This is a genomic window from Glutamicibacter sp. NPDC087344, from assembly GCF_044744225.1.
In the GTDB taxonomy this organism is placed as follows: domain Bacteria; phylum Actinomycetota; class Actinomycetes; order Actinomycetales; family Micrococcaceae; genus Glutamicibacter.
The window spans coordinates 43,588-66,492 of the sequence record NZ_JBIUXY010000006.1 but is presented as its reverse complement, the minus strand read 5'-3'; the positions used below and the strand labels follow the sequence as shown (position 1 = coordinate 66,492).

Here is a 22,905-nt window from a genome sequence, read left to right as displayed (position 1 = left end):
ATACGAACGGCTTAGAGGAGCGAGTATGAGTTTGTTTCGCAAGGCGAAACCCTCCGCCAAGGAGAAGACATCAATATCCAAGGTGGACGCGGCGCTAGGTTTACCCACCGAGAGTGCCCCAGAGTTCAGCGTCAGCGGGTTATGGACGGACCTTCTTGGACGTATGGGTATCCGCAGCGCGCAGATCCTCATCGTCGGAGCGCTAGCATCCTTCATCATCATCGGAATGCTGCGATTGACCACCATCGTCATTCCAACGCTCTTGGCAACCATCATTGCGTGCGCCCTGTGGCCGCTGGTGGTTAAGCTGCGTCGCGTGGTGAACCCGCTTTTGGCTGCGTGGATTGTTTTCCTTGGGTCGCTACTGGTCTTAGGCGGGATCGGCACCGGTTTGGTGTATTCCGTGACCCAGGAATGGTCGACTCTGGTCGATAAGGCGGTGCAAGGTTTCAACCAGCTTAACGATATTGTCCAGAAGTTGTTGGTGGACATCCCGTTCACCATTGACCAGGAGCAAATCGACAAAGCTGTTCAGACCGTCACCGGGTTCCTGACCAGTTCACAGTTCGGCACCGGGGCGCTGAACACGCTCAGCGCCGCCGGAAGCTTCATCACCGGCCTGGTGCTGCTGCTGGTCATCCTGTTCTTCTTCTTGAAGGACGGGGACCGCATTTGGGCTTTCGCCGTGTCCTGGACCCCCAAGCACTACCGCCACAAGTGGATCCTTTCCGGCGACCGGGCATTGCATACCTTCGGCGGATACATCCGCGGTACCGCAACGGTGGCGGCGGTCGACTCCATCGGTATCACCGCCACCCTGCTCATCTTGCAGGTGCCGCTGGCCATTCCACTGGGTGTCATCGTTTTCCTCGGTTCGTTTGTCCCGCTGGTCGGTGCAACCGTCGCCGGCGTGTTGGCAACCCTGGTCGCCCTGGTGACCAACGGGCCGATCGTTGCGCTCATCGTGTTGGCCGCAGTGATCCTGGTGAACCAGCTGGAGGGCAACTTCCTTCAGCCGGTCGTCATGGCCAATGCGCTGAGCCTGCACGCACTGGTGGTGTTGATGGCCTTGACCGCTGGCACCGTGTTGGCTGGCATCATTGGCGCGGTCCTTGCCGTGCCGCTGACGGCCGCCTCCTGGGCGGTCATCAAGGTCTGGACCGGACGAGAAAAAACGGATCCGGCACTTGAAGCGAAACAGGACATCCTCACGGAGGTCGCCCTGGACGAAGAAGAAAGCGCCATTGAACGCCTGGAAGCCAAAGAAAAGGCCGCCAAGGAACATGCGGCGAAGGACAAGCCGGCGACGAACAAGCCAGAGCACCCCGAGGTTGATCAGTCCAAGGAACACACCGAATAGGGCACAGTTTCCTTCAATCTCCGAGTTGCATCCAGGGGCCCAGTTTTCCGCTAGTGCGGGGCTGGGCCCTTGGCCTATGCGCCGCTCTCAGCACAAGTAATCCACGACCAACACAGGAAAGCTGTAGACCAATGCTCACGTTCCCCACATGCACCCTTCCCAGTGGCCAGGTTTTATCCCTGCGCAAGTTCACCGCGGATGACTTTGAGGCGGTACACGCCTACGCCACCGACCCGCTGGTGTATCAATACACGCTGTGGGGGCCTAACAGCCCGGAGCAAACACAAACGTTTATCAACGAGGCCATGGCCGAAGATCCGGCGAACTTGCAACTCGCGGTGGCGTTGGACGGCACCGTCATTGGTGCCGGAGCCGTGTGGGCCACCAATACCGAACACGACTGCGGGGAGTTGGGCTACACCCTCAATCGCGCATACTGGGGTCGGGGTTACGCCACCCTCGTGGCAGGTTTCCTGCGTGATTTAGGATTCGGGACTTTGGGACTGCATCGGATCGAAGCAACCTGTTCTCCGGAAAATCACGGGTCGCGAAGGGTCTTGGAAAAGACGGGCTTCACCTACGAGGGGCGATTGCGCGAACACAAACTGGTCCGTTCGCAACGACGTGACTCGCTTGTATTTTCCCGCCTTGCCACCGACTGAGATTGCGCCTCCAGGCCTGTGAGGCATTCTGAAATCAGCAACGGGCAATGACTAATTGTTCAATCCGTGTCATAAATTGATGCTGAAGATTGTAATGGGTGGTGTTTGTGTGTTTAATGTGACTCATGTGAATTACTTGGAGTGATGCCACGATCTGTTTTCGTTTGATGGCCCCACGGCCATTGGCCACCGTGAACCCCCATTCGCGCAGTGGGCAGCACCCCATCCTCGACGCTATGCGCACATGACCCCAGGAGGAATCTGCATGCTGAATTTCAGCTATGAGGAAGCTCTACAAAATTTCCCGCACCTATTGGACAACGTGGCGACCGATCATCAGGTCATCACGGTTCAGGGTGCAAACCACGAATCGGTGGTCCTCATCGCCAAGGACGACTTCGATTCCCTCAGCGGGAGCCTCCAGGCTCCCTCGCTGGCGGCTTCACCTCCGGGGGCCGATAACAATCTTGATGGCTGGTTGTAAACACCATCCTTAAATACCGAATCCCAGGACCCGTCACGGATCCTGGGATTCGGTATTTAACTGGTTAGTTGCCGAACCAGATGCCGATTTCACGGGCGGCCGACTCAGGCGAGTCAGAGCCATGAACCAAGTTCTGCTGCACCTTCAGGCCCCAGTCGCGTCCCAGGTCGCCACGGATGGTGCCAGGCGCCGCGGTGGTTGGGTCGGTGGTACCGGCCAGCGAACGGAAACCGGTGATCACCGAGTGGCCCTCGGCCACGATGGCAACAACCGGGCCGGAGAGCATGAACTCAACCAGTGGTTCGTAGAACGGCTTGCCCTCATGCTCGGCGTAGTGCTGGGCCAGCAGTTCGCGGGTTGCGTTAACCTGCTTCAGCTCGGCGATGCTGTAGCCCTTGGCTTCGATGCGGGCGATGATCTGGCCGGTCAAACCGCGCTTGACGCCGTCTGGCTTAACCAGGATCAGGGTACGTTCAGTCATGTGACTACCTCTTCGTATCGGTTGATATAACTTCGTGGGTGAACCGGCCTAGGCCTGTTCGGGATGGGCTTTGTCCCAGGCAGCCTGGGCGGCGGCGCGCTTGGCATTGTCGCGGTCCATGCTCTCACCTTTGGACAGCGCGTACCACCAGCACAGCGTAAAGGCGCTGGCCAAGTAGAACATGTCGACCAGGATGAAACCGCAGAGGAAAAACACCAGTTGCAGCGCCCAGCCGATGATGAACCCGATTTTTTTGGTCAGCAGCGCGCAGGTGACAATGCACAACACCGCCATGGCCGCCCCCAGGGTGAGGACCACCGCGGGCTCGCCGCGTTTCAGCCCGAAGGCCGCCAACGTGATAAATACCGCGAGCAATGCCTCGCACACCAGCACCGTGGAGGCGAACATGGTTTTGACCGAGCGTTGCTTTTTCTGCATGCCCGGGCGCCATTCACGCTGGGCGCGGGTGAGCTTAGCCATCAGGCACCGCCCTTAAGCAAGGTCGTGACCTCGCCCACCAGGGTGATCGAGCCGGTCACCAGTACGCCTCCGGACAGGTCGTCTCCGGCCTCGGCCCGTCCAACCGACCATTCGATGGCGTCTTCAAGATCCTCGGTCACGTGGATGTCTTCCTCTGGCCAGCCAGCGGCCAGGGCCATATTGGCCAGTTCACCGGCCGGGATGGCGCGCGGGGACGAGGACTGGGTGATGCACAGGTCCTCAACCAGGTCTCCGTACTCTTCACGCATGGTGTAGAGCATGGCTTCGGCGTCCTTCTCCTGCAAGATGCCAACCATCAACACCAAACGGGAGAATCCGAAGGACTCGCGAATCGCTTCCGCGGAGACGCGGATCCCGTCCGGGTTATGCCCGGCGTCCACCAGGATACTCGGCGCGGTACGCACCAGCTCCAGGCGCCCGGGGCTGGAGGTCGCGGCGAATCCTTCGCGCACCAGCTCTGTGTTCAATTCGCGCTGCCCACCGCCCAGGAAGGCTTCGACGGCGGCCAAGGCGACCTCCGCATTCTGTGCCTGGTGGGCACCGAACAGCGGGAGGAAAATCTCGTCATAGGTCGCGGCCTGGCCCTGGATGCTCAACAACTGGCCGCCCACGGCGACCTGGCGGTCGAGCAATCTGAAGTCGATGGATTCAAAGGCCGTCGGAACCTCAAGCTCGCGGGCGCGGGCCAACAGCACGTCGGCGGCATCCACCGGCTGCACCGCGGAGACCAGGTATCCCCCGGGTTTCAGGATGCCCACCTTCTCCTGGGCGATCAGCTCGGTGGTATCCCCCAGCAGGTCGGTGTGGTCCAAGGAGATCGGGGTGATCACCGAAACATCGCCGTCGGCCACGTTGGTGGCATCGGTGATGCCACCCAGGCCCACCTCCAGCACCACCACGTCCACCGGTGCCTCCGCGAAGATGGCGAAGGCGAGGATGGTCACGGCCTCGAAGTAGGTCAGCCGGGTCTGGCCGCTCTCATCCAGTTCAGCGTCCACGATTTCCAGGAATGGGCTGATCTCATCCCAGACCCGCACAAACGTTTCATCCGGGACCGGTTCGCCGTCCACGCTGATGCGCTCGGTCACGGAGACCAGGTGCGGCGAGGAGTACCGGCCGGTGCGCAGGTCGTGCGCGCGCAGCAAGGACTCGATCATCCGCGCGGTCGAGGTTTTGCCGTTGGTGCCGGTGATGTGGATGACCGGGCAGGACTTCTGCGGCTCACCGAGGATTTCCATGGCACGGAACATCGGATCCATGCGCGGTTCCATCTTGTTTTCCGGCGCGCGGTCCAGCAGTTCGCGGTATACCCGATTCAGCTCGCTCATTTGGCGGCATCCTGCATGACGGCCACGGAGATCTGCTCGGTGTCGGCCTGCGGGTCGATCACCAATTCCAGCTGTGCGCTGAGCGTTTCACCGGCAAGAAGCTCGCGGTTGGCTTCCAGCGCCGCGATGGTCGCCGCCGGGGCGGTGATCACGGTGCGGATGCGGTCCGAGACCTGCAGGTCGGCGTCCTTGCGGGCGGACTGGATGGAACGCACCATGTCGCGTGCGGTGCCCTCGGCGGCCAGCTGCTCGGTGACCTCGGTGTCCAGCACCAGGAACCCGCCGTCGATGACCGCCGCGGCGATCTCTGCGGCTTCGTCGACCACGGTATCCAGGGTGTACTCCCCCTCGGCCAGCTCCAGGCCGCCGGCGGTGACCACACCGTTGGACACGGACCAGTCCCCGGACTTGGCGCCCTTGATTGCCTGCTGCACGTTCTTGCCCAGGCGCGGGCCGGCCGCGCGGGCGTTGACCACCAGCTGCTGGCTGATGCCGTAGTTGGCGGCGTCCACTCCGGCGGCGTCGATCAAGGTGACGTTTTTGAGGTTCAGTTCGTCCTTGATGATCGACTCGTAGGTTCCGGAGAGCCGGGCCGCGTCGGTGAGCACAACCTTCAGTTCGGCCAGGGGCAGGCGCACCCGAAGGTTTTTCGCCTTGCGCAGCGAGGAGCCAACCGAGCAGATCTTCCGGGTGGTTTCCATGGCTTCCAGCGCCGAGGCATCGGCGGGGAACTCGTCGGCATTCGGCCAATCGGTCAGGTGCACCGAACGCTGCCCGGTCAAGCCGCGGTAGATTTCTTCGCTGGCCAGCGGCAGCAGCGAGGCGGTGACCTTCACCAGGGTCAGCAGTGCGGTGTACAGGGTGTCGAAGGCTTGCGTGTCTTCGTCGAAGAAACGCTGGCGGGAACGGCGTACATACCAGTTGGTGAAGGTATCCATGTAGCGGCGGGTGGCTTCGGTCGCGTCGGAGACCTCATAGGTATCCAGCGCCTCGGTGACCTCGCGCACCAGCTGCCCGGTGGCGGCCAGCATGTACTGATCCAGCGGATCGGTGGAGCTGGTGGAGAACTTGGCCTCGTAGCCGGCGCCCTTGTTCGCGGCGTTGGTGTAGAGGTTGAAGAAGTGCCACACGTTCCACAGCGGGAGCAGGACCTGGCGCACACCTTCACGGATTCCCTGTTCGGTGACGATCAGGTTGCCGCCGCGCAGGATCGGGCTGGCCATCAGGAACCAGCGCATGGCATCCGAGCCGTCGCGGTCAAGGACCTCGGTGACGTCCGGGTAGTTGCGCAGGGACTTGGACATCTTCTGCCCGTCCGACCCCAGCACGATGCCGTGGGAGATCACGTTGGTGAACGCCGGGCGGTCGAAGATCGCGGTGGACAGGATGTGCAGCATGTAGAACCAGCCGCGGGTCTGGCCGATGTACTCCACGATGAAGTCCGCCGGGTTGTGCCCGTTTTCGAACCATTCCCGGTTCTCAAACGGGTAGTGCACCTGGGCGAATGGCATGGAGCCGGAGTCGAACCAGACATCCAGCACGTCTTCCACGCGGTGCAGCGTGCCGCCGGCCTCGCAGCCCTCGTGGGCCTTTGTCAGTTCGTCGATGAACGGGCGGTGCAGATCCGGCTGGCCCTCGTGGTTCACCGGCAGGCGTCCAAAGAAGTTTTTCAGCTCGTCCAGGGAACCGAATACTTCGCGGTGGGTGCATTCGACGCCGTCGCATTCCCAGACCGGGATGGGTGAGCCCCAGAAGCGGTTGCGGGAGATCGACCAGTCGCGGGCGTTTTCCAGCCACTTGCCGAACTGGCCGTGCTTGACGTTGCCCGGGATCCAGTTGATCTCTTCGTTCAGTTCAAGCATGCGGTCCTTGAACGCGGTCACCTCGACATACCAGGAGGAGATGGCCCGGTAGATCAGCGGGGTGCGGCAACGCCAGCAATGCGGGTAGGAGTGCTCGTAGGAGGCCTGCTTGACCAGGCGGCCGTCGGCCTTCAGGACGTTGGTGATGGTTTTATTCGCGTCGAATACCTGCACACCGACGATCTCGTGCAGCGGGCCGTTCGCGAAGACCGGCAGGAACTTGGCGCTCTCGTCAACCGAGAGGATCACCGGGATCCCGTGTTCCTCGCAGACCTTCTGGTCATCCTCGCCGTAGGCCGGGGCCTGGTGCACGATGCCGGTACCGTCACCGGTGGTGACGTAGTCGGCGGTTACGATCTGCCAGGCGTTGCCGGTACCGTACTTTTCGGTGTCGGTGTAGGTGTCCCACAACGGCTCGTAGCGTACCCCGGCCAGCTGGGAGCCGGTGTAGCTGGCGCTGATGGCGGCCGCGGCTTGTTTGGCATCCTTGTAGCCAAGGTCCTTGGCGTAGGAACCGAGCAGGTCCTTGGCCAGCAGGAATGGGCCAGCCGCGGCAGAGGCCTTGACTCCGCCTTCGCCGGCGGGAACCACAACGTACTCGACGTCTGGGTGCACGGCCAGAGCCGAGTTAGTCGGCAAGGTCCACGGGGTGGTCGTCCAGGCCAGGGCCTGCACACCGGCGAGCTCGGCCGAGACCGGGTTCTGGCCGGCAACGATGGTGAATCCAACGGTGACGGTCTGGTCCTGACGGTCCTTGTAGACGTCGTCGTCCATGCGCAGCTCGTGGTTGGACAGCGGGGTTTCGTCTTTCCAGCAGTATGGGAGAACTCGGAACCCCTGATAGGTCAGGCCCTTGTCGCTAAGCTGCTTGAAAGCCCAGATGACCGATTCCATGTATTCGACGTTCAGGGTTTTGTAGTCGTTTTCGAAATCGACCCAGCGCGCCTGGCGGTTGACGTAGGTTTTCCACTCGTCGGCGTACTTCATCACCGAGGTGCGGCAGGCATCGTTGAACTTGTCGATGCCCATGTCGACGATCTGCTTTTTGTCCGTCATTCCCAGCTGCTTCATGGCTTCCAGCTCGGCTGGCAGGCCGTGGGTGTCCCAACCGAAACGGCGCTCGACACGCTTCCCGCGCTGGGTCTGGTAACGGGCCACAAGGTCCTTGACGTAACCGGTCAGCAGGTGGCCGTAGTGCGGCAGGCCGTTGGCGAAGGGAGGGCCATCATAAAAAACGAATTCTTCGCCCTCACGCTGGTCGATGGAGGCCTGGAAGGTGTCGTCTTTTTTCCAGTAGTCAAGTACGCGCTTCTCAATTTCTGGGAAACGCGGCGAAGCCGGGGTCGAACCGGTTGGGTCAGTAGTGACCTTCGGGTAGAAGCTCATCGCTTAGGCCGTCCTTCAAGCGTAGGGTCGATAAATCCTTGCCTACGAGGACGACGTATACGCCGCGGTACCACCCCGCTTATCCCCCATCCCGCGCTAATGCGCAGGCGAGAAATCGCTTCTCTTCAGCTGTGACGGGCTGGACCCGTTCGGTTCTACTAAAGCACCGGCGGCCTAACCACCAATGCTCGTTCTTCCGAAGACTCCCCGGTGATGGCCGGTTCAATGTCATGGTGCTTAAATTCTACCGCGTTAAACGTGTGCTGGAAATTCTGCCCGGCAGGTGTGCTTGGTGACACAAAATTCAGCGCCAGAACTGATACCACCGTCGTTTACTCGCGTTATTAATGGCACCGTCGTGAGAATCGTGTGAATCATACTTCTCGTGAATACTCTCCCGGATGCGTTGAGCAATTTCCCGTTCGGCCGGCGTGATGGGGTCTGCTTCGCCCCGCGCGATTCGCGCTGCGAGAGAGTCCCTTTTTGCTTCGGTCATAACCGCTCACCACCTTTATCTTCATTATTCACAGCGGATTCGTCCTTGTCCATGTGCTTTAGGTCCGCCAATTCTGCATCATGGTAAGCATCAATGACGGCCGCAATGAGTTGGAAGTCGGTCTCCGTGCTATCACGCTCAAGGTGTGCCAAAGCTCTCAGTCCCACAAGTCTTTCAGTTGCGTCATTTGATCTAACCGTCTCTATGGCCCACTCGGTCCGATCCCACCATTCTTGATGCGCTGCATTGTGTCGTGAGGTTGAGGCAGCTCGTCGTGCGGCCAGGTAGGCGATCAATGCTCCTATTACAGCGAACAGTCCAGCGGTTGGAGGCCCGGTTAAGAAATCCGACCAGAAACTGGATAACCGCAAAAGCGATACAAATCCGTGGGTAGGCGCTAAGTCCAATCCTCCACCAACGTCCCGGCCACCGGAGCTCCAGACCGCAAAAGGTTCAAGAAGACGAACCCCCCGCAATTCCGCTGCCAAGGCAGTCAGCTTGGAACGCCGTGGTACTTGAATACACAAAATACAGCATGCAGTAAAGATATAAATGCCTGGACGGATATCGGATGAGCTGAACACGTATTGGTGAAAAGTTTGAGATGAAGTCGAATTCGGACGGTACCTCTGACGCCAGAGTGACCGAGCAGTGTGCGGCGGCCAAAGAAACGACCGAGCCTTAGGTCAGTTTCGCGCCGCGTAAGGGTCCGCGCGACCGGTGCTCTTCACCATTCGAGCCATCCACCAGCCGGGGTCTTGACCCTGGCTGGTGGATGGCTCGTGTTGGAGGGGTGTCCCCCAGACAAGACACGGTTGGCCGGCATTGATTTCAGATACTCGTCGTGTTCGGGAGACCTGCGGATTCGATTTAGGTCGCGTGAGTGAGCTGAACTCTGCTCCCACGGTTTTTATTGCTTTCCTCGATGGCATTCAGCACCTGTTGAACGGCGAGCCCATCATCAAAGGAAGGCGAAGCTGCTTCGCCGGAGGTAATTGAATTCAGGAAATCACGAATTTCGTGTGTGAAGGTGTCCGCCCAGCCCAACACATGGCCGGTGGGCCACCACCCTTCAAGATAGGGGTGCTGCGGTTCGGTCACCATCACGGTTTTGAAGCCTTGTTCGGTCTCGGCTGCACTTACCTCGCACAGTTGAAGGTGGTTCATCGATTCCAGGTCAAAGGTGAGTGATCCGCGGGAACCGTAGACTTCAATGCGCAACGAGTTCTTTTTCCCGGTGGCCATGCGGGTAGCTTCGACGGTGGCCATCGCCCCGTTATCCAGCTCCAGGGTGGCCCATATCGCGTCATCCACACTCACTGTTTCCAGGCCGTTTGCTCCGGGTCGTTCGTTGACGAAGGTTCGGATGGTTCCCGATACGCTTTCAACCTGGGCCTGGGTGAGAAAACGCAGCTGGTCCACCGCATGAGAGCCTAGGTCGCCGAGCGCGCCGGAGCCGGCTTGTTCCTTGCGCAGCCGCCAGCTCATGGGCGAGAGCTCGTCGCTCAGCCAGTCCTGGTAGTAGCGGATATTAAGTTGGCGCAGTTCACCAAGCCGACCTTCGGCAATAAGTTTTTGAGCCTGCGCGAGCGCCGGAACCCGGCGGTAGTTGAAGCCGACCATACTTTTAACGCCATCGGCCGCCGCCTGCCGAGCGGCCTGGGCCATTGACTGCGCCTCGGCAAGCGTATTAGCTAGGGGTTTTTCCACCACAACGTGTTTGCCGTGGGCCAGAGCGAACTCGGCGATTTCGGCATGGAGGGCACCCGGGGTGCAGATATCGACAATGTCGATATCTGCACGAAGGATCGTTGCACGCCAGTCGGTGCTGGATTCTTCCCACCCGTAGCGCGCTGCCGAGCGCGCCACGCTGGTGGGGTTGGTTCCCACCAGCACGCGCATCACCACCGCTGGGGTGTCAAAGGCGGCGTTAACATTGCGCCAGGCCTGTGAGTGAGCCTTACCCATAAATGCATGGCCGATGACTGCTACCCCGAGGGCCGTGTCAGTTCTGGGCATATGCTTCTCCTTAGGATTGGTGTGGATGCTAACGGCCGTGGGTTGGTTAGGATTCGAAAGCGGTCGGCAGGTATTTCTCAACGTTGTCCGCGGTCACGACCGCGGCGTAGAGCACAATCTTGCGTGGGATCTCGATATCCAGCAGGTCGCCCAGCGCCTTATCCTGGGCAACCAGACGGGCCAAACGGACGCCGTCGGCTGCCTGGTAGGCAGGGTAAACGGTAGTAGCCTTCACCACCGAGTCACCCGACTGGATTTCGCGCATCATGTTTGCCGAACCGCCGTTACCGACCATGAAGAATTCGTCGCGGTTTGCGGCCTTGATGGCTGCCAAAACACCCACACCCTGGTCATCGTCGTGATTCCAGATGGCGTCGAGCTCCGGGGCCGCCTGGAGCAGGTTGGAAGCCGCACGTTCGCCGGATTCAACCGTGAATTCGGCGGGAACCCGGTTGGAAACCTCAAGGCCGCACTTTGCCAGGGCGTCCTTAAATCCTTGACTGCGTTCTTGGGTCAGTGGCAGCGAGTCGATACCAGGGATCTCACCAATCTTGGCATCCTTTTTCCCGTCCAGCTCGGCACAGATGAAGTCGCCGGCGGACACTCCAACACCGTAGTTGTCACCCAGTACGGTGACACGTGAGGACTGGGCGGTGCTGAACTCGCGGTCAACGTTGATGACCGGAATTCCGGCATCCATGGCTTTCTGAGCCACCTGGGTCAGGGCGGCTCCATCAAATGGAAGCAGCACGATTGCATCAACCTTGTCGTTGATCATGGTTTCGACCTGACTGATTTGGACACTGACGTCATTGGTACCTTCAGCGACCTTGAGTTCCACATCCGGGTACTCTTTAGCGGTTTCAACTGCAAGGTCGGTCATGGCCGCCATGAAGCCGTGGTCAGCAGCGGGAACCGAGAAGCCAATGGTGACTTTCTCGCCTTCTTCAGCATTTGAACCCGCAGCCGCCGGGGCAGCTGAGGTACCTGCTGATTCGTTGGCTGGTGCCGGCGAGTTGGAGACACAGGCGGTGAGCATGAAGGCCGAAGCGGCCAGCAGTGCTGCGGCGCTGAGCATCTTGCGTGAGGGTTGGACCGAGGTGAACATTGCTTCTCCTTTGAATCTATGTTGCTGCGAGGTGTAGTCGTGCGGTGAAAGATGTGAGTGGATCAGGTTCTCGACTGACGTACCGCCAGCTGACGTTGAATCAGCACGGCAATCACGATGATGGCTCCCTTCGCAATCAATTGGACCGAGAGTGAGAGGTTGTTCAGGGCGAAAATATTGGTCAGGGTCGAGAAGATCAGGACACCGAGGATGGTTCCGAAGATGGTGCCGCGTCCGCCGGTGAGCAGCGTGCCACCGATGACCACTGCGGCGATCACATCCAGTTCAAGGCCGGTTCCGTGGGTGGCGCTACCGGTAGTGGTGCGGGCCATCAGCATAAAACCGCCAATGCCTGCACACAGTCCGGCCAACGCGTACACATACATGGTGTGGCGTTCAACCTTGATGCCCGCCAGCCGGGCGGCTTCCATGTTCCCGCCAATGGCGAAGGTGCGTCGGCCGAAGGTGGTGCGGTTGAGCAGTACCCACCCTCCGATGGCCACAACGATGAAAATCAGCACAATGACCGGGATTCCCAAGAAGTCGCCGCCAACTGCCTGCAAAAACTCGTCCACGGTGATGAGTTGGGTCTTTTTGTCGGAAATGATCTCGGCAAGTCCCCTGGCCGCTGCCATCATGGCCAGTGTCATGATGAACGCCACCACCTTGCCGTAGGCGATCAAGATGCCGTTGACCAGACCCGCGGCGGCGCCGATCGCCATGGCCGTCAGCGGGAGAACCAGCCAGGTGGTGTTTTGCGCAAACATTTGACCGGATAACGTTGTGGCCCACACCGTGGACAAGGCCAGGATGGCCCCGGCGGACAGGTCGATGCCGGCAATGGTGATCACGAAGGTGGCGCCGATACTGACTACGCCGGTCACCGCGGCCAGCCGCAGGATGGTCATCGCATTGTTTGTGTCTGCGAATCGGTCTCCAGCGGTGAGCGCACCCAGCACGCAAAGCAGGATCAGGGCGAAGATCAAGCCCATGTTGCGGCGCAGCCCTGCGTCAAGCAGCCACTTCATCAGGCTGCGGCGGGCCGGTTCGTCGGAGACCGCCGGCGTTTTGGTCGGAGTCGAGGAGCTCATAGGGTGGTCCCTTCCATCACAAGGTCAAGAATTTGGTGTTCGCTTAATTGCGTGGCCTCGGCTTGATGCACAATCCGGTTTTCGGAGATCACCAGAACCCGGTGGCTCAAGCCCAAAACTTCTTCAAGTTCACTGGACACCACCAGAACCGCGATTCCAGCGTGTGAAAGTTCGGAGATCAGTTGGTAAATTTCACTCCTGGCTCCGACGTCGACGCCGCGAGTTGGCTCATCGAGCAGCAAGACCTTGCAACCATGTGACAACCACCGGCCCAACACAATTTTTTGCTGGTTTCCGCCGGAGAGGGTCCTGGCTTCACGGGTGGGATCCGCGGGGCGTAGTTCGAGGTTGCTGATCTGCTGCATGCTCGCCCGGTATTCACCCTTTCCTGCGGTAAACCCGGCGGTTGCGTAGCGTCCGATGCTGGCCAAGGTGAAGTTTGCGGTGAGGGTGTCATCGAGTAGCAACGCCTGGCTTTTACGTTCCTCGGGGCACAGTCCAATGCCTGCGTTCACGGCGCTGGCCGGAGAACCCGGACGCAACCGCTTGCCCGCTACATGGACTGAACCGGACACCGGGTGTGTGCTTCCATAGATGGCCGCAAGGATTTCCGAACGTCCCGAGCCGACCAGGCCGGCAAACCCGAGCACTTCTCCGGCTCGCACCGAGAGGTCAATGGGTTCATGGCCGGGAGCCACGACAAGCTGCTCGACCCGCAGGATCTCCTCGGCATCCCCGGGGACCGGGACCACCGGCGGGAACACATTGGTGATGGAGCGCCCGGTCATGAGCTGAATCAGTTCGGTGTTCGAGGTTTGATTCACCGCAAGGTTGGACGCCACGGCCCGCCCGTCTTTCAACACGGTGATTCGATCCCCGATTTGGCGGATCTCTTCGAGTCGGTGAGAGATGTAGATGACGGCGACTCCGCTGGCGGTCAGGGCCTTGACCGTCTCGAAGAGATTGTGGACTTCCTCGGAGTCGAGGACCGCGGACGGTTCGTCCATGATGATCAGGCGCACTTCCCTGGACAGGGCTCGTGCCATCGAGACAATCTGCTGCCCCGCGGCTGAGAGTTGGCCGACTTCCTTGTCGGGAGCGATTTCGGGATGGCCCAGCCTGGCCAGTAGTTTGGCGGCTTCGATTTTTTCAACTTTGGCCGAGCTGAATCCGGCGCGAGTTTTTTCGTGTCCGAGAAAAATGTTTTCGGCTACCGTCAATGATTCGACGAGGTCCAGTTCTTGGTACATCGTGCCAATCCCGGCCTTGATGGCATCGTCCGGGTTGGAGAAATGTTGTTCCTGTCCGTTGAGCAAGATGTCGCCTTCGTTCGGCTGATGCACGCCGGCCAGCACCTTGATCAGGGTGGATTTCCCAGCTCCGTTTTGTCCGAGGAGGCAATGGACTTCCCCCGGGAGCACGTCGAAGCTGACCTGTTGTAGAGCAATAATGCCGGGGAATCGTTTTTCAATTCCGCGCATTTCAAGCAGCCTCGGCTGTTCGAGGGCCTGGTCCATAGATTCTGGATGACTCATGTGATGGACATTACACCGACTTTTGCCTACTGTCGAGCAAAAGTTGTATAAATGATGTCATTAGGTGTGATCTGGAATACAACTTCTGCTGGATGTGATTCACTATGAGAATGGCTTCGACAACAACCTCCCCCAAGTCACCCGCCGCGGCGAAGGGCGCAGGAGAGTTATTCCAATACCTCCGGGACGGTACACCACGCACCCGCTCAGAACTTGCGCAGGCCACGGGATTCTCACGGTCAACCATTGCGGCCCGCGTGGATGCATTGCTGGATCTGGGCCTCATTGGCGCTGTTGGCGCCGCGTCATCCTCCGGAGGCCGACCACCCTCAAACTTTGCATTTGCCCCCACGGCAAGAACGGTCTTGGCCGCGGACCTCGGGGCCGCGCATGCGATCCTCGCCCTAACCGACCTGGCAGGAAACATCATCGACCACCTGCGGTCAGATCTTCAGATTGCCGAAGGTCCTGAAGTTGTCTTGTCGTGGGTTGTCGAAAACTTTGAGCTTCTGCTCTCACGCAACAACCGGGATCTGTCCACACTCTCCGGGATCGCCATCGGAGTTCCCGGTCCGGTTGAGCACTCAACCGGCCGCCCGACCAAACCTCCGATCATGCCGGGGTGGAATCACTACGACATTCCCGGCAGGATCCACCAGAGGTTCAACGTGCCGGTGCTGGTCGACAACGACGTCAACATCATGGCGCTGGGCGAAAAAACACTGTCGTGGCCGGATGTTGAAAACCTGATGTTCGTCAAGGTCGCCACCGGGGTGGGGGTGGGAATTATCAGCGGCTCAGAACTGCAGCGCGGAGCCCAAGGATCCGCCGGCGATCTGGGGCACGTTCAGGTGCCGGGCGGCGCCGACACCCCGTGCAACTGCGGCAACACCGGATGTTTGGAAGCGCTCGCCGGAGGGGCGGCGGTCGCCCGGAACTTGACCGCACTGGGTTACCCGGTCAGCACCGCCTCTGAAGTCAGCAAACTTGCCGAGGAGAACAACACCGCGGCCATCGGGGTGCTGCGCCAAGCCGGACGGGATATCGGTTCGGTGCTGGCCATGTGCGTGAACCTCCTGAATCCCTCGGTGATTGTCCTGGGCGGCCGCCTGGCGCGGGCCGGTGAACATGTCATCGCCGGGGTGCGCGAAGTGGTGTACCTTCGCTCCACACCGCTGGCCACCCAGCACCTGGTGATCACCAGCTCTGCCGCACAAGACATGGCCGGTGTGCGGGGTGCAAGCATGCTCGTCATCTCCCACATCCTCGCCCCCGACTCGGTGGACGAACTGATCGCCCACAACGCCGCAGCACCGGAACTCAGTTAGGAGAACACCCGATGAATGATCAATCCTCAACCCATCCAGTCACGCTCTTTACCGGACAATGGGCGGATTTGCCCTTCGAACAGGTTGCCGCCCTCGCCGCAGGCTGGGGGTACGACGGTTTGGAAATCGCCGCCTCCGGCGACCACCTGGACCTGAAACGCGCCGATGAAGACGCGAACTACCTCAAATCCCGGTTGGAAATTCTTGATCGCCACGGTTTGAAGGTCTACGCAATTTCAAATCACCTCACCGGGCAAGCAGTCTGCGACGACCCCATAGATTTCAGGCACCAGGCGCTCGTTCGACCCTACACCTGGGGTGATGGCGACGCCGAGGGTGTACGCCAACGCGCCGCCGAAGACATGAAACGCGCCGCCAGGGTGGCCCGCAAACTCGATGTGGATGTAGTGGTTGGTTTCACCGGCTCCAAAATCTGGCCCTATGTCGCCCAGTTCCCGCCGGTGCCGCAACACGTCATTGATGCCGGCTATGAAGACTTCGCCGCCCGATGGAACCCAATCCTCGACGAATTCGACGCGCACGGTGTGCGCTTCGCCCACGAGGTGCACCCCTCGGAAATCGCCTACGACTATTGGTCCTCGGTTCGCTCGCTGGAAGCCATCAACCACCGTGAAGCCTTTGGTTTCAACTGGGACCCCTCGCACATGATGTGGCAGAACATCGACCCCGTGGGATTCATCTGGGATTTCAAGAACCGGATCTACCACGTGGATTGCAAGGACACCCGGCTGCGGCCGGCCAATGGACGCGCCGGGGTGCTCGGCTCCCACCTGAGCTGGGGAGACCCTCGTCGAGGCTGGGATTTTGTGTCCACCGGGCACGGGGACGTTCCCTGGGAAGATGCATTCCGGGCGTTGGAGGCCATCGGCTACCAGGGACCCATCTCCATCGAGTGGGAGGATGCCGGCATGGACCGGCTGCACGGGGCCAGTCAGGCAGTGCAGTTCATTCGCTCACTGTTGTGGAAGCGTCCCGACGCATCGTTCGACGCGGCTTTCAGCAATCAGTAGTCGCCAGCGCCAAGACAACCCGGAACATCACACCACGGCATAACTCACCCCGCATTTTCAGGATACCCCGCTCGGGGGGCCTTGCCGCAAGGCCCCCCGAAAGGGTCATAATCGATGCTTGCCCACCAAAACCCGCAGCATCCCCGGGAGCTATCCGCATGCCATCGAGTCACCCGTCGCCAAGCTATTTTCAGTTCAACCCCGAGCATTCAACACCGCAACACACCCTCGCGGTACAAACCGATGAGCAACAACTCACGAAGATCGCACTCAGGGTCCACCAGCTACGCATAGAGACCACCACGCAAATCTCCGACCACGGACACGAACGTGCCGGAGTCCTGCAGCAGTCCCTGGAACGCGACGTTCAGCTGCACCGCTTAGGACAAAAACTTCAATACCTCGACCGAGTGGGCCCGCAGGCCTGCCTCGGATTTATGCAAGAGGCCGCCACCGGCGAGCGCATCTACATTGGCCGCTTGGGGCTCAGTGACGAGCAGGGAGAGAGCCTGTTGGTGGACTGGCGCGCCCCGGCCGCCGAGCCGTTTTTTGCCGCGACCCATTCGCATCCCGCAGGCTTGGCGATGCGGCGTCGCTACCGTTGGCGCCGGCAGCTGGTGACAGATTTCTGGGATGAGGTGTTTGACGATCCCCAGTTGGCCATGAGCCCAGCGTTGGATGACCATTCAGCATTCTTGGCTTCCTTGGGTGCCGAACGCACCGGGCGGATGCAGGATGTGCTCTCCAGCATCCAGGCCGATCAGGACGCGATCATCCGCAGCGCCTCGGCCGGGGCTTTGGTGGTGGATGGCGGGCCCGGTACCGGCAAAACCGTTGTGGCGCTTCACCGGGCCGCGTATCTGCTCTACGCGGATGCGTCGTTGCGTAGTCGTGGCGGGCGGGTTTTGGTCCTGAGCCCCCATGATTCCTATACGGCCTATGTTTCGGATATTTTGCCCAATTTGGGTGAGGATGAGGTCCTGGTTTCCACGCTTTCGAATTTAGTTTCGAATGTCGGGGAGCTTGAGCCGGAATCGAACCCGCGCATCGCTGCCATCAAGTCGAGTATGGCCATGGTTGATGCGGTTGCCCGTGCGGTGGAAGTTTTCGAACAGCCTCCGGCAGGCCAGGTGCTGATTGATTGCAGTTGGGGTGAAGAACGGATCTCGGTGGCGCAATGGAACACCGCGGTGCAAACCTGCGACCCGGGGCTTGGGCACAATGAGGCCCGTGAACAGCTTTTCGAAATCCTGGTGGAAAATCTCATGTCCGGCGTGCCGGACACCGCCGGTTCTGCGGAATTGATTCGCCACGAGTTGAACCACAATACGCAGTTGCTCGGCTGCTTGGATGAGTATTGGCCGGTGCTGGATCCGCAAAACTTGCTCCGCGCCGTGTACTGCACCCCTGCCCTGCTGCGTTATTGTGCGCAGGGGTTGAGCGCTGCGCAGATCCGTGAGCTGCTTGACGCGCCGCCGGCCACACAGTGGACGCAGCAGGACCTTCCGTTGCTTGATCTTGCCCGGTCACTGGTTGGCGACCCCTTGCACGCCGCCGAAAACCGCCGTCGTGCCGCGGTGCTGGCCTCTGAACGTGAACTCATGCTCCAGGTCATTGCGGACCTGATCACCGCGGCGGATGACAAGGAAGACTTGAGCTCGCAACTGATGCATGCAGACCTCCAGGAACAGCTGGTCTCCCAACGAGCCGAGGCCGAGGAACCAACCGAGCTCACCGCCGAGCCCTTCTCCCATATCATTATCGACGAGGCGCAGGACCTGAGCGATGCGCAGTGGGCCATGATCCTTCGCCGTTGCCCCTCCGGCAGCCTGACCCTTGTCGGGGACCGGGCTCAGGCTATCGCTGGATTCAGCGAGTCGTGGGAGGAACGTTTGGCACGTGTTGGCATCCGCAACCCGCGGATCGCACACCTGAGCGTGAATTACCGAACGACCGCGCAGGTGATGGAGGCGGCGGCCGCCGTGATCCACCGGCACCTGCCCGAAGCGAATGTACCGGTGTCGCTGCGCACCGATGGAGCGCCGGTGCGTTGGGGGCACCCCGGCGAGCTCGACTCGATCATCAGCTGTTGGCTTGCCGGGCATCCGCAAGGGATCGCGGCGGTCATCGGGAAGGAGGATTATGTTCCCCCGGCCCGGGTGGTCTCCCTGACCCCGGCCCAGGCCAAGGGACTTGAGTTCGATTTGGTGGTGGTGTATCGACCGCAACGATTTGGAGCCGGACTCTCGGGCGCGGTACAGCGTTACGTGGCGATGACCCGGGCCACCGCCCAGTTGGTGGTTCTGGGTGAATAAACACCGGGGCAGATTTTAGTACGCTGGCTACTATGAGTACCTGGCCGGCGGACACGCTTCACACCCAGAGCCGGCAGCACGCGCTCGCCTCACCGGCGGCCTTGCGCTGGGGGCAACACGTGGTGACCGCCATCCTGCTGGCAATGGTCCTGCTGCGCGGGCTCGCTGGCGCCCAGCACACGTGGCCGGTCATCGGCGCGGTGGTGCTGTTCGCCGGCTGGTATGCCTTGGGGTTCGTCCTGCTGGCCGCTTCCCGCACAACACCATTGCCGGCCTGGTGGCTGGCGATCCTGCTGACCTGTTGGGTGGCAACCCTTGCGGTCTCCCCCGAGTTCATCTGGTTGGCCTTCAGCCTCTGGCTGCTCATTGGACATCAATTGCCCTTTGCACCCTCCATCCTGTGCTCGGTGGCGGTCTACGCGCTGACCATTCTCGCCCCGTACCTGCACCAGGTTCAGCCGACCCCGGCATCGGTTGTCGGCCCGCTGGTCGGCGGGATCTTCGCCTGGGGTATCTCCCGTGGTTATCTGCAGCTGGAAAAAGACGCGCAGGAACGCACCGCGCTGGTTGAATCCTTGGTGCGCGCCCACCACGACATGAGCAACCTGCAAGAAGAGCTGGCCCGCTCCCAGCATGAGGCGGGGGTCGCCGCCGAACGAACCCGTCTGGCCCGCGAAATCCACGACACCGTAGCCCAGCAGCTCTCTTCCATTGGCTTGCAAGCCAAAGCGGCGCTCACAGCAGATAACCCGCGGCGTCAGCACCAGGCGCTATCCCGCATCGACGATCTGGCCGGGGCATCCCTGAGCGACCTGCGCCGGATCATCGCGGCCTTGGCGCCGGCAGAACTCGATTCCCAAGCGCTCGCCGAGGCCCTTGAACGGCTTCTGTCTGGGTTGCGGCGGGACACCGGGACTTCCACCAGGTTGAATCTGGATCCGGGGGTGCCGGCCCTCGACCCGGGCATACAGATCGTGTTGCTTCGCATCGCGCAGTCAGCATTGTCCAATGTGCGGCGCCATGCGCAGGCGTCTACGGTGTCACTGAGCCTGGGGCTCGCTGGCGGCGAGGTGCGTTTGGACATCGTGGACGACGGATGCGGATTCAGGCTGGAAAAGATTCCCCGCACCAGCCAGGCCGGAGGCTTCGGGCTCGTCGCCATGAGCGCGCGCTTGCGTGAACTCGGCGGCGGGCTGGATATTGAAAGTTCCCCGGGGCAGGGCACCGCCCTCTGCGCACACATTCCCCTGCATCAGCTAAAGGACAACACATGATTCGGCTTTTGTTGGTTGACGACCATCCGATTCTCCGGACCGGATTATGCGCACTGTTTGAGAACTATGCAGACCTTGAAGTTGTGGGCGAGGCATCCAGTGGCGAAGAGGCGCTGGCATTCCTGAGCCAGCAGCCTGTCGACGTCGTTCTGTGCGATTTGCGTCTGGGTGCCGGGATGAATGGCGCTCAGACCACGGCGGCCGTATCCAAACTGCCCAATCCACCACAGGTACTGATCCTGACAACCTTTGACAAAGATGCGGAGATCCTCGCCTGCATTGAAGCCGGCGCGGCGGGGTACCTGCTCAAAGACGTCAGCGCGCGCACCATCGTGGACTCGATTCGACAGGCGGCTGCCGGGCAACTGGTCATGGCCCCCGAGCTCACCGCCAGGGTGCTTGCCGGGCTACGACGGCCCAAGGTTGAACTCACGGTTCGTGAAACCGAGGTACTGCGCCAACTGGCCACGGGGGCGGGAAACAAGGCGATCGCCAAGGAATTGTTTGTCACCGAGGCCACGGTCAAAACCCACCTGGTGCACATTTTCGAAAAGCTTCAGGCGACCACGCGGACCGAAGCCATCACCAAGGCAACCAGCCTTGGCCTGCTTTAGCCTCAAGCCGCCTTGCGCAACACACCCGAACGGTTCTCAACCGATCGGTTGATTTTTTATTCGGCTCATTGCCCGATGTTTCCCGTGCGCCCATCGCGTTGACTGGAACCATGAACGTTTCATGCTTGCGGCGAAGCGGTCTGCTCCTGCGTGCCGGTCCCGGCACGTGCGCGGCGGCAGTGCTGTCCAGCTGACCAGAATCGTCGTCTTCACGCAGGCATCAACGCATCCATACGCCTCGATACTTCCCCCAACGAAAGCAATTTCATGCCAAAACTCGTTAATCTCGCGTTCCTCTACATGCTCCTCGGCGTCGCCTCGGGGCTGTTCTTCCGTGAGTTCACAAAACTGAATGATTTCCCTGACGGTGCGTGGACCCAGCTCTCCGTGGTTCACACCCACCTGCTGGTATTGGGATTTATTGTGATCCTGCTTGTGCTGGTTTTGGAGAAACTTTTTGCCCTGAGCACCCAGCGCAAGATGTACTCCTGGTTTTTGTGGACCTACAACACCGGTGTGGTGTTAACCGCTGGCATGTTGACCGTTCATGGAATGCTGACTATTACCGGTCACGAGTCCTCGGCCATGATTTCCGGAATAGCCGGTTTGGGCCACATGTTGTTGACCACTGGAATGATCTTGCTATTCATCATGCTCCGACGCACCGTCACCGTCACGAAGGCGGCAGCACCGGCGGCGGCCAGCATCTAACCACTGCGGCCTGGAACCTAGAGAAGCCGGTTGCCTGGGCAGGCTCCACTGCGGACTTCATTGGATTCCAGGCCCTATGTCGATTCAGCGGCTTGATGATGGCGTCGATACACCACCGCACCGCGAATGGCGGCACGGTCCCGTGCCGCCCGTTTCTTGAGCAGGACCGCCATCACGTCGCGGTCGAACCGCCCCAGTGGTTCCGGCGGCAGTGCACCGGATGCGAGCCATCGGCGAACCAGCATGAGCACTAGCCCGAGTACACACAACAACTCGATCCCGAGAAATACGAGGTAGGCGATGGAAATGAACCAATTTTCTTCAGTCAGCCACCGCAGCGGAATTGCGGCCATGGCCGCAGTCGCCAGAAATTTCGACCCGAACGCCATCATCGCAACATACGATTCTGGATGCATCAGCCACGTGCTGTTGCGGCTGCCGCGCGAATGGCGGATCACCACTACAGCCGACAGCAACGCCTCAATAATGAACAGGTTCACAACTCCCGCGGCGATCGAGAGGAACAGGACCGTCGCCCAGTGCCGTGCCAGGCCCTGGACGCCGTGGACAACGGTGAGATATGTCAAAAGCACACTCAGGTGAATGATCACCATCAACGTGATGCCCCACAACTTTCGGCGGATCAGTACGGCGCGCGGCAGCGTGTGTTGTCCGGCCCGCCGTTGTCCCCACTTTTTGGCATACCACCGGTCATAGTCGTGCAGCGGCTCGGAGCTCAGTAGCTCGATGACGGCATCTGCCTGCGCGGCATTAACCTCATCGAGGTGGCCAAGTTGCAGCAACAGCGCCCCGATCGCCACACACACCAGATGCTCCAGCCGGTCGGCTCCCCCGGTGAAAAATACGCCGATGGTTCCCAAACCGATCATGCTGGCCAAAAAGAGCCGACAGTTGTGAATGATGCGGCTCTTGACCGGACGTTCCACCGGGTAAGGCGCCAAGGGCGCATTGGCCGCCATGCTGGGAGGGGTCAAGGCCAGTGCGATGACGATGGAGACAACAACCGCATAGCCCGCCAGGAGCAGCCCCGGGCTTGGCACGCTCACCGCTTCGACCCACGCGAAAAAGCCGGTCCAGACTCCCTGGCTCAACAATGGAAGCATCAGGGGAAGGTAAATACTCAAGCCGAGAACAGCTATCATCTGTCCGGGCTGGTCTCGGCCATACAGGCGGGTGCCTTCAGACAGGTGCCTGAGTGTTGACAGAAAAACATTTCTCATGGGCCCGTACCATCCACTTCATACCGGCCCAACGGGCATCGGCGCAACCAAAACAAAAAGCGACTGTGAACTGACCAT

At 60.5% G+C, this 22,905-nt stretch carries 18 protein-coding genes; 9 read left to right on the top strand and 9 right to left on the bottom strand.

The genetic code is table 11. The annotated features are described in order from the left end of the window. Window positions 1-25 precede the first annotated feature (25 nt). The 3 genes from ACIOWL_RS12190 (at window position 26) to ACIOWL_RS12180 (ending at window position 2,506) form a co-directional block, all read left to right on the top strand. Window positions 26-1,360, top strand: coding sequence for an AI-2E family transporter (locus ACIOWL_RS12190; protein WP_400385289.1), 1,335 nt, complete (start codon window positions 26-28; stop codon window positions 1,358-1,360). Window positions 1,361-1,491: 131 nt separating this feature from the next. Then, window positions 1,492-2,022, top strand: coding sequence for a GNAT family N-acetyltransferase (locus ACIOWL_RS12185; RefSeq protein WP_400385286.1), 531 nt, complete (start codon window positions 1,492-1,494; stop codon window positions 2,020-2,022). A gap of 265 nt (window positions 2,023-2,287) precedes the next feature. Next, window positions 2,288-2,506 carry a type II toxin-antitoxin system Phd/YefM family antitoxin gene (locus tag ACIOWL_RS12180; RefSeq protein WP_400385283.1) on the top strand — a complete coding sequence of 73 codons (219 nt, stop codon included), beginning with the start codon at window positions 2,288-2,290 and terminating at the stop codon, window positions 2,504-2,506. 64 nt (window positions 2,507-2,570) lie between these two features. Here the strand turns inward: ACIOWL_RS12180 and ndk are convergent, their stop codons facing one another. From ndk to ACIOWL_RS12140, 8 genes are all read right to left on the bottom strand, one after another. Continuing rightward, on the bottom strand, window positions 2,571-2,987 hold the full coding sequence (gene ndk / locus ACIOWL_RS12175) for a nucleoside-diphosphate kinase (protein ID WP_400385280.1): 417 nt from the start codon (window positions 2,985-2,987) through the stop codon (window positions 2,571-2,573). A gap of 48 nt (window positions 2,988-3,035) precedes the next feature. After that, window positions 3,036-3,467 (bottom strand): DUF4233 domain-containing protein, encoded by a 432-nt coding sequence (locus tag ACIOWL_RS12170; RefSeq protein ID WP_400385278.1) that lies wholly within the window; start codon window positions 3,465-3,467, stop codon window positions 3,036-3,038. Then, entirely contained in the window at window positions 3,467-4,816 is a 1,350-nt protein-coding gene (locus tag ACIOWL_RS12165; RefSeq protein ID WP_400385276.1) for a bifunctional folylpolyglutamate synthase/dihydrofolate synthase, read from the bottom strand. The genes ACIOWL_RS12170 and ACIOWL_RS12165 overlap by 1 nt, the downstream gene beginning before the upstream one ends. After that, a complete protein-coding gene (ileS, locus tag ACIOWL_RS12160; RefSeq protein WP_400385273.1) occupies window positions 4,813-8,064 on the bottom strand; it encodes an isoleucine--tRNA ligase in 3,252 nt (1,083 codons plus the stop codon). Before ileS ends, ACIOWL_RS12165 begins: the two co-directional genes overlap by 4 nt. A gap of 1,366 nt (window positions 8,065-9,430) precedes the next feature. After that, complete coding sequence (locus ACIOWL_RS12155) at window positions 9,431-10,579, bottom strand: Gfo/Idh/MocA family protein (RefSeq protein WP_400385271.1); 1,149 nt, start codon at window positions 10,577-10,579, stop codon at window positions 9,431-9,433. A 46-nt stretch (window positions 10,580-10,625) separates the two neighbouring features. Continuing rightward, window positions 10,626-11,687, bottom strand: coding sequence for a substrate-binding domain-containing protein (locus ACIOWL_RS12150; protein ID WP_400385268.1), 1,062 nt, complete (start codon window positions 11,685-11,687; stop codon window positions 10,626-10,628). A gap of 62 nt (window positions 11,688-11,749) precedes the next feature. Beyond that, window positions 11,750-12,778, bottom strand: a complete 1,029-nt coding sequence (locus ACIOWL_RS12145) for an ABC transporter permease (RefSeq protein ID WP_400385265.1) — start codon at window positions 12,776-12,778, stop codon at window positions 11,750-11,752. Further along, on the bottom strand, window positions 12,775-14,313 hold the full coding sequence (locus ACIOWL_RS12140) for a sugar ABC transporter ATP-binding protein (protein ID WP_400385262.1): 1,539 nt from the start codon (window positions 14,311-14,313) through the stop codon (window positions 12,775-12,777). Before ACIOWL_RS12140 ends, ACIOWL_RS12145 begins: the two co-directional genes overlap by 4 nt. Window positions 14,314-14,423: 110 nt before the next feature. Between ACIOWL_RS12140 and ACIOWL_RS12135 the strand changes: the two genes are divergently transcribed. The 6 genes from ACIOWL_RS12135 to ACIOWL_RS12110 all read left to right on the top strand — a co-directional run bounded on the left by ACIOWL_RS12135 (window position 14,424) and on the right by ACIOWL_RS12110 (window position 21,586). Then, window positions 14,424-15,641: an ROK family protein gene (locus ACIOWL_RS12135; protein WP_400385259.1), complete on the top strand. Its 1,218-nt coding sequence runs from the start codon at window positions 14,424-14,426 to the stop codon at window positions 15,639-15,641. A gap of 11 nt (window positions 15,642-15,652) precedes the next feature. Beyond that, window positions 15,653-16,672 carry a sugar phosphate isomerase/epimerase family protein gene (locus tag ACIOWL_RS12130; RefSeq protein WP_400385256.1) on the top strand — a complete coding sequence of 340 codons (1,020 nt, stop codon included), beginning with the start codon at window positions 15,653-15,655 and terminating at the stop codon, window positions 16,670-16,672. A 158-nt stretch (window positions 16,673-16,830) separates the two neighbouring features. Then, window positions 16,831-18,987, top strand: a complete 2,157-nt coding sequence (helR, locus tag ACIOWL_RS12125; RefSeq protein ID WP_400385254.1) for an RNA polymerase recycling motor ATPase HelR — start codon at window positions 16,831-16,833, stop codon at window positions 18,985-18,987. Between the two features lie 32 nt (window positions 18,988-19,019). Next, window positions 19,020-20,261, top strand: coding sequence for a sensor histidine kinase (locus tag ACIOWL_RS12120; RefSeq protein WP_400385251.1), 1,242 nt, complete (start codon window positions 19,020-19,022; stop codon window positions 20,259-20,261). Beyond that, on the top strand, window positions 20,258-20,875 hold the full coding sequence (locus ACIOWL_RS12115; RefSeq protein WP_400385248.1) for a response regulator: 618 nt from the start codon (window positions 20,258-20,260) through the stop codon (window positions 20,873-20,875). Before ACIOWL_RS12120 ends, ACIOWL_RS12115 begins: the two co-directional genes overlap by 4 nt. A 267-nt stretch (window positions 20,876-21,142) precedes the next feature. Then, window positions 21,143-21,586, top strand: coding sequence for a DUF2871 domain-containing protein (locus ACIOWL_RS12110; protein ID WP_400385245.1), 444 nt, complete (start codon window positions 21,143-21,145; stop codon window positions 21,584-21,586). 74 nt (window positions 21,587-21,660) lie between these two features. Here the strand turns inward: ACIOWL_RS12110 and ACIOWL_RS12105 are convergent, their stop codons facing one another. Further along, window positions 21,661-22,827: a hypothetical protein gene (locus tag ACIOWL_RS12105; protein ID WP_400385242.1), complete on the bottom strand. Its 1,167-nt coding sequence runs from the start codon at window positions 22,825-22,827 to the stop codon at window positions 21,661-21,663. Window positions 22,828-22,905: the final 78 nt, after the last annotated feature.

Excerpts from the sequence above, each read along its gene's own strand:
- ACIOWL_RS12190 (WP_400385289.1), top strand. The coding sequence starts at position 26 with ATGAGTTTGTTTCGCAAGGCGAAACCCTCCGCCAAGGAGAAGACATCA.
- ACIOWL_RS12185 (WP_400385286.1), top strand. The coding sequence starts at position 1,492 with ATGCTCACGTTCCCCACATGCACCCTTCCCAGTGGCCAGGTTTTATCC.
- ACIOWL_RS12180 (WP_400385283.1), top strand. The coding sequence starts at position 2,288 with ATGCTGAATTTCAGCTATGAGGAAGCTCTACAAAATTTCCCGCACCTA.
- ndk (WP_400385280.1), bottom strand. The coding sequence starts at position 2,987 with ATGACTGAACGTACCCTGATCCTGGTTAAGCCAGACGGCGTCAAGCGC.
- ACIOWL_RS12170 (WP_400385278.1), bottom strand. The coding sequence starts at position 3,467 with ATGGCTAAGCTCACCCGCGCCCAGCGTGAATGGCGCCCGGGCATGCAG.
- ACIOWL_RS12165 (WP_400385276.1), bottom strand. The coding sequence starts at position 4,816 with ATGAGCGAGCTGAATCGGGTATACCGCGAACTGCTGGACCGCGCGCCG.
- ileS (WP_400385273.1), bottom strand. The coding sequence starts at position 8,064 with ATGAGCTTCTACCCGAAGGTCACTACTGACCCAACCGGTTCGACCCCG.
- ACIOWL_RS12155 (WP_400385271.1), bottom strand. The coding sequence starts at position 10,579 with ATGCCCAGAACTGACACGGCCCTCGGGGTAGCAGTCATCGGCCATGCA.
- ACIOWL_RS12150 (WP_400385268.1), bottom strand. The coding sequence starts at position 11,687 with ATGTTCACCTCGGTCCAACCCTCACGCAAGATGCTCAGCGCCGCAGCA.
- ACIOWL_RS12145 (WP_400385265.1), bottom strand. The coding sequence starts at position 12,778 with ATGAGCTCCTCGACTCCGACCAAAACGCCGGCGGTCTCCGACGAACCG.
- ACIOWL_RS12140 (WP_400385262.1), bottom strand. The coding sequence starts at position 14,313 with ATGAGTCATCCAGAATCTATGGACCAGGCCCTCGAACAGCCGAGGCTG.
- ACIOWL_RS12135 (WP_400385259.1), top strand. The coding sequence starts at position 14,424 with ATGGCTTCGACAACAACCTCCCCCAAGTCACCCGCCGCGGCGAAGGGC.
- ACIOWL_RS12130 (WP_400385256.1), top strand. The coding sequence starts at position 15,653 with ATGAATGATCAATCCTCAACCCATCCAGTCACGCTCTTTACCGGACAA.
- helR (WP_400385254.1), top strand. The coding sequence starts at position 16,831 with ATGCCATCGAGTCACCCGTCGCCAAGCTATTTTCAGTTCAACCCCGAG.
- ACIOWL_RS12120 (WP_400385251.1), top strand. The coding sequence starts at position 19,020 with ATGAGTACCTGGCCGGCGGACACGCTTCACACCCAGAGCCGGCAGCAC.
- ACIOWL_RS12115 (WP_400385248.1), top strand. The coding sequence starts at position 20,258 with ATGATTCGGCTTTTGTTGGTTGACGACCATCCGATTCTCCGGACCGGA.
- ACIOWL_RS12110 (WP_400385245.1), top strand. The coding sequence starts at position 21,143 with ATGCCAAAACTCGTTAATCTCGCGTTCCTCTACATGCTCCTCGGCGTC.
- ACIOWL_RS12105 (WP_400385242.1), bottom strand. The coding sequence starts at position 22,827 with ATGAGAAATGTTTTTCTGTCAACACTCAGGCACCTGTCTGAAGGCACC.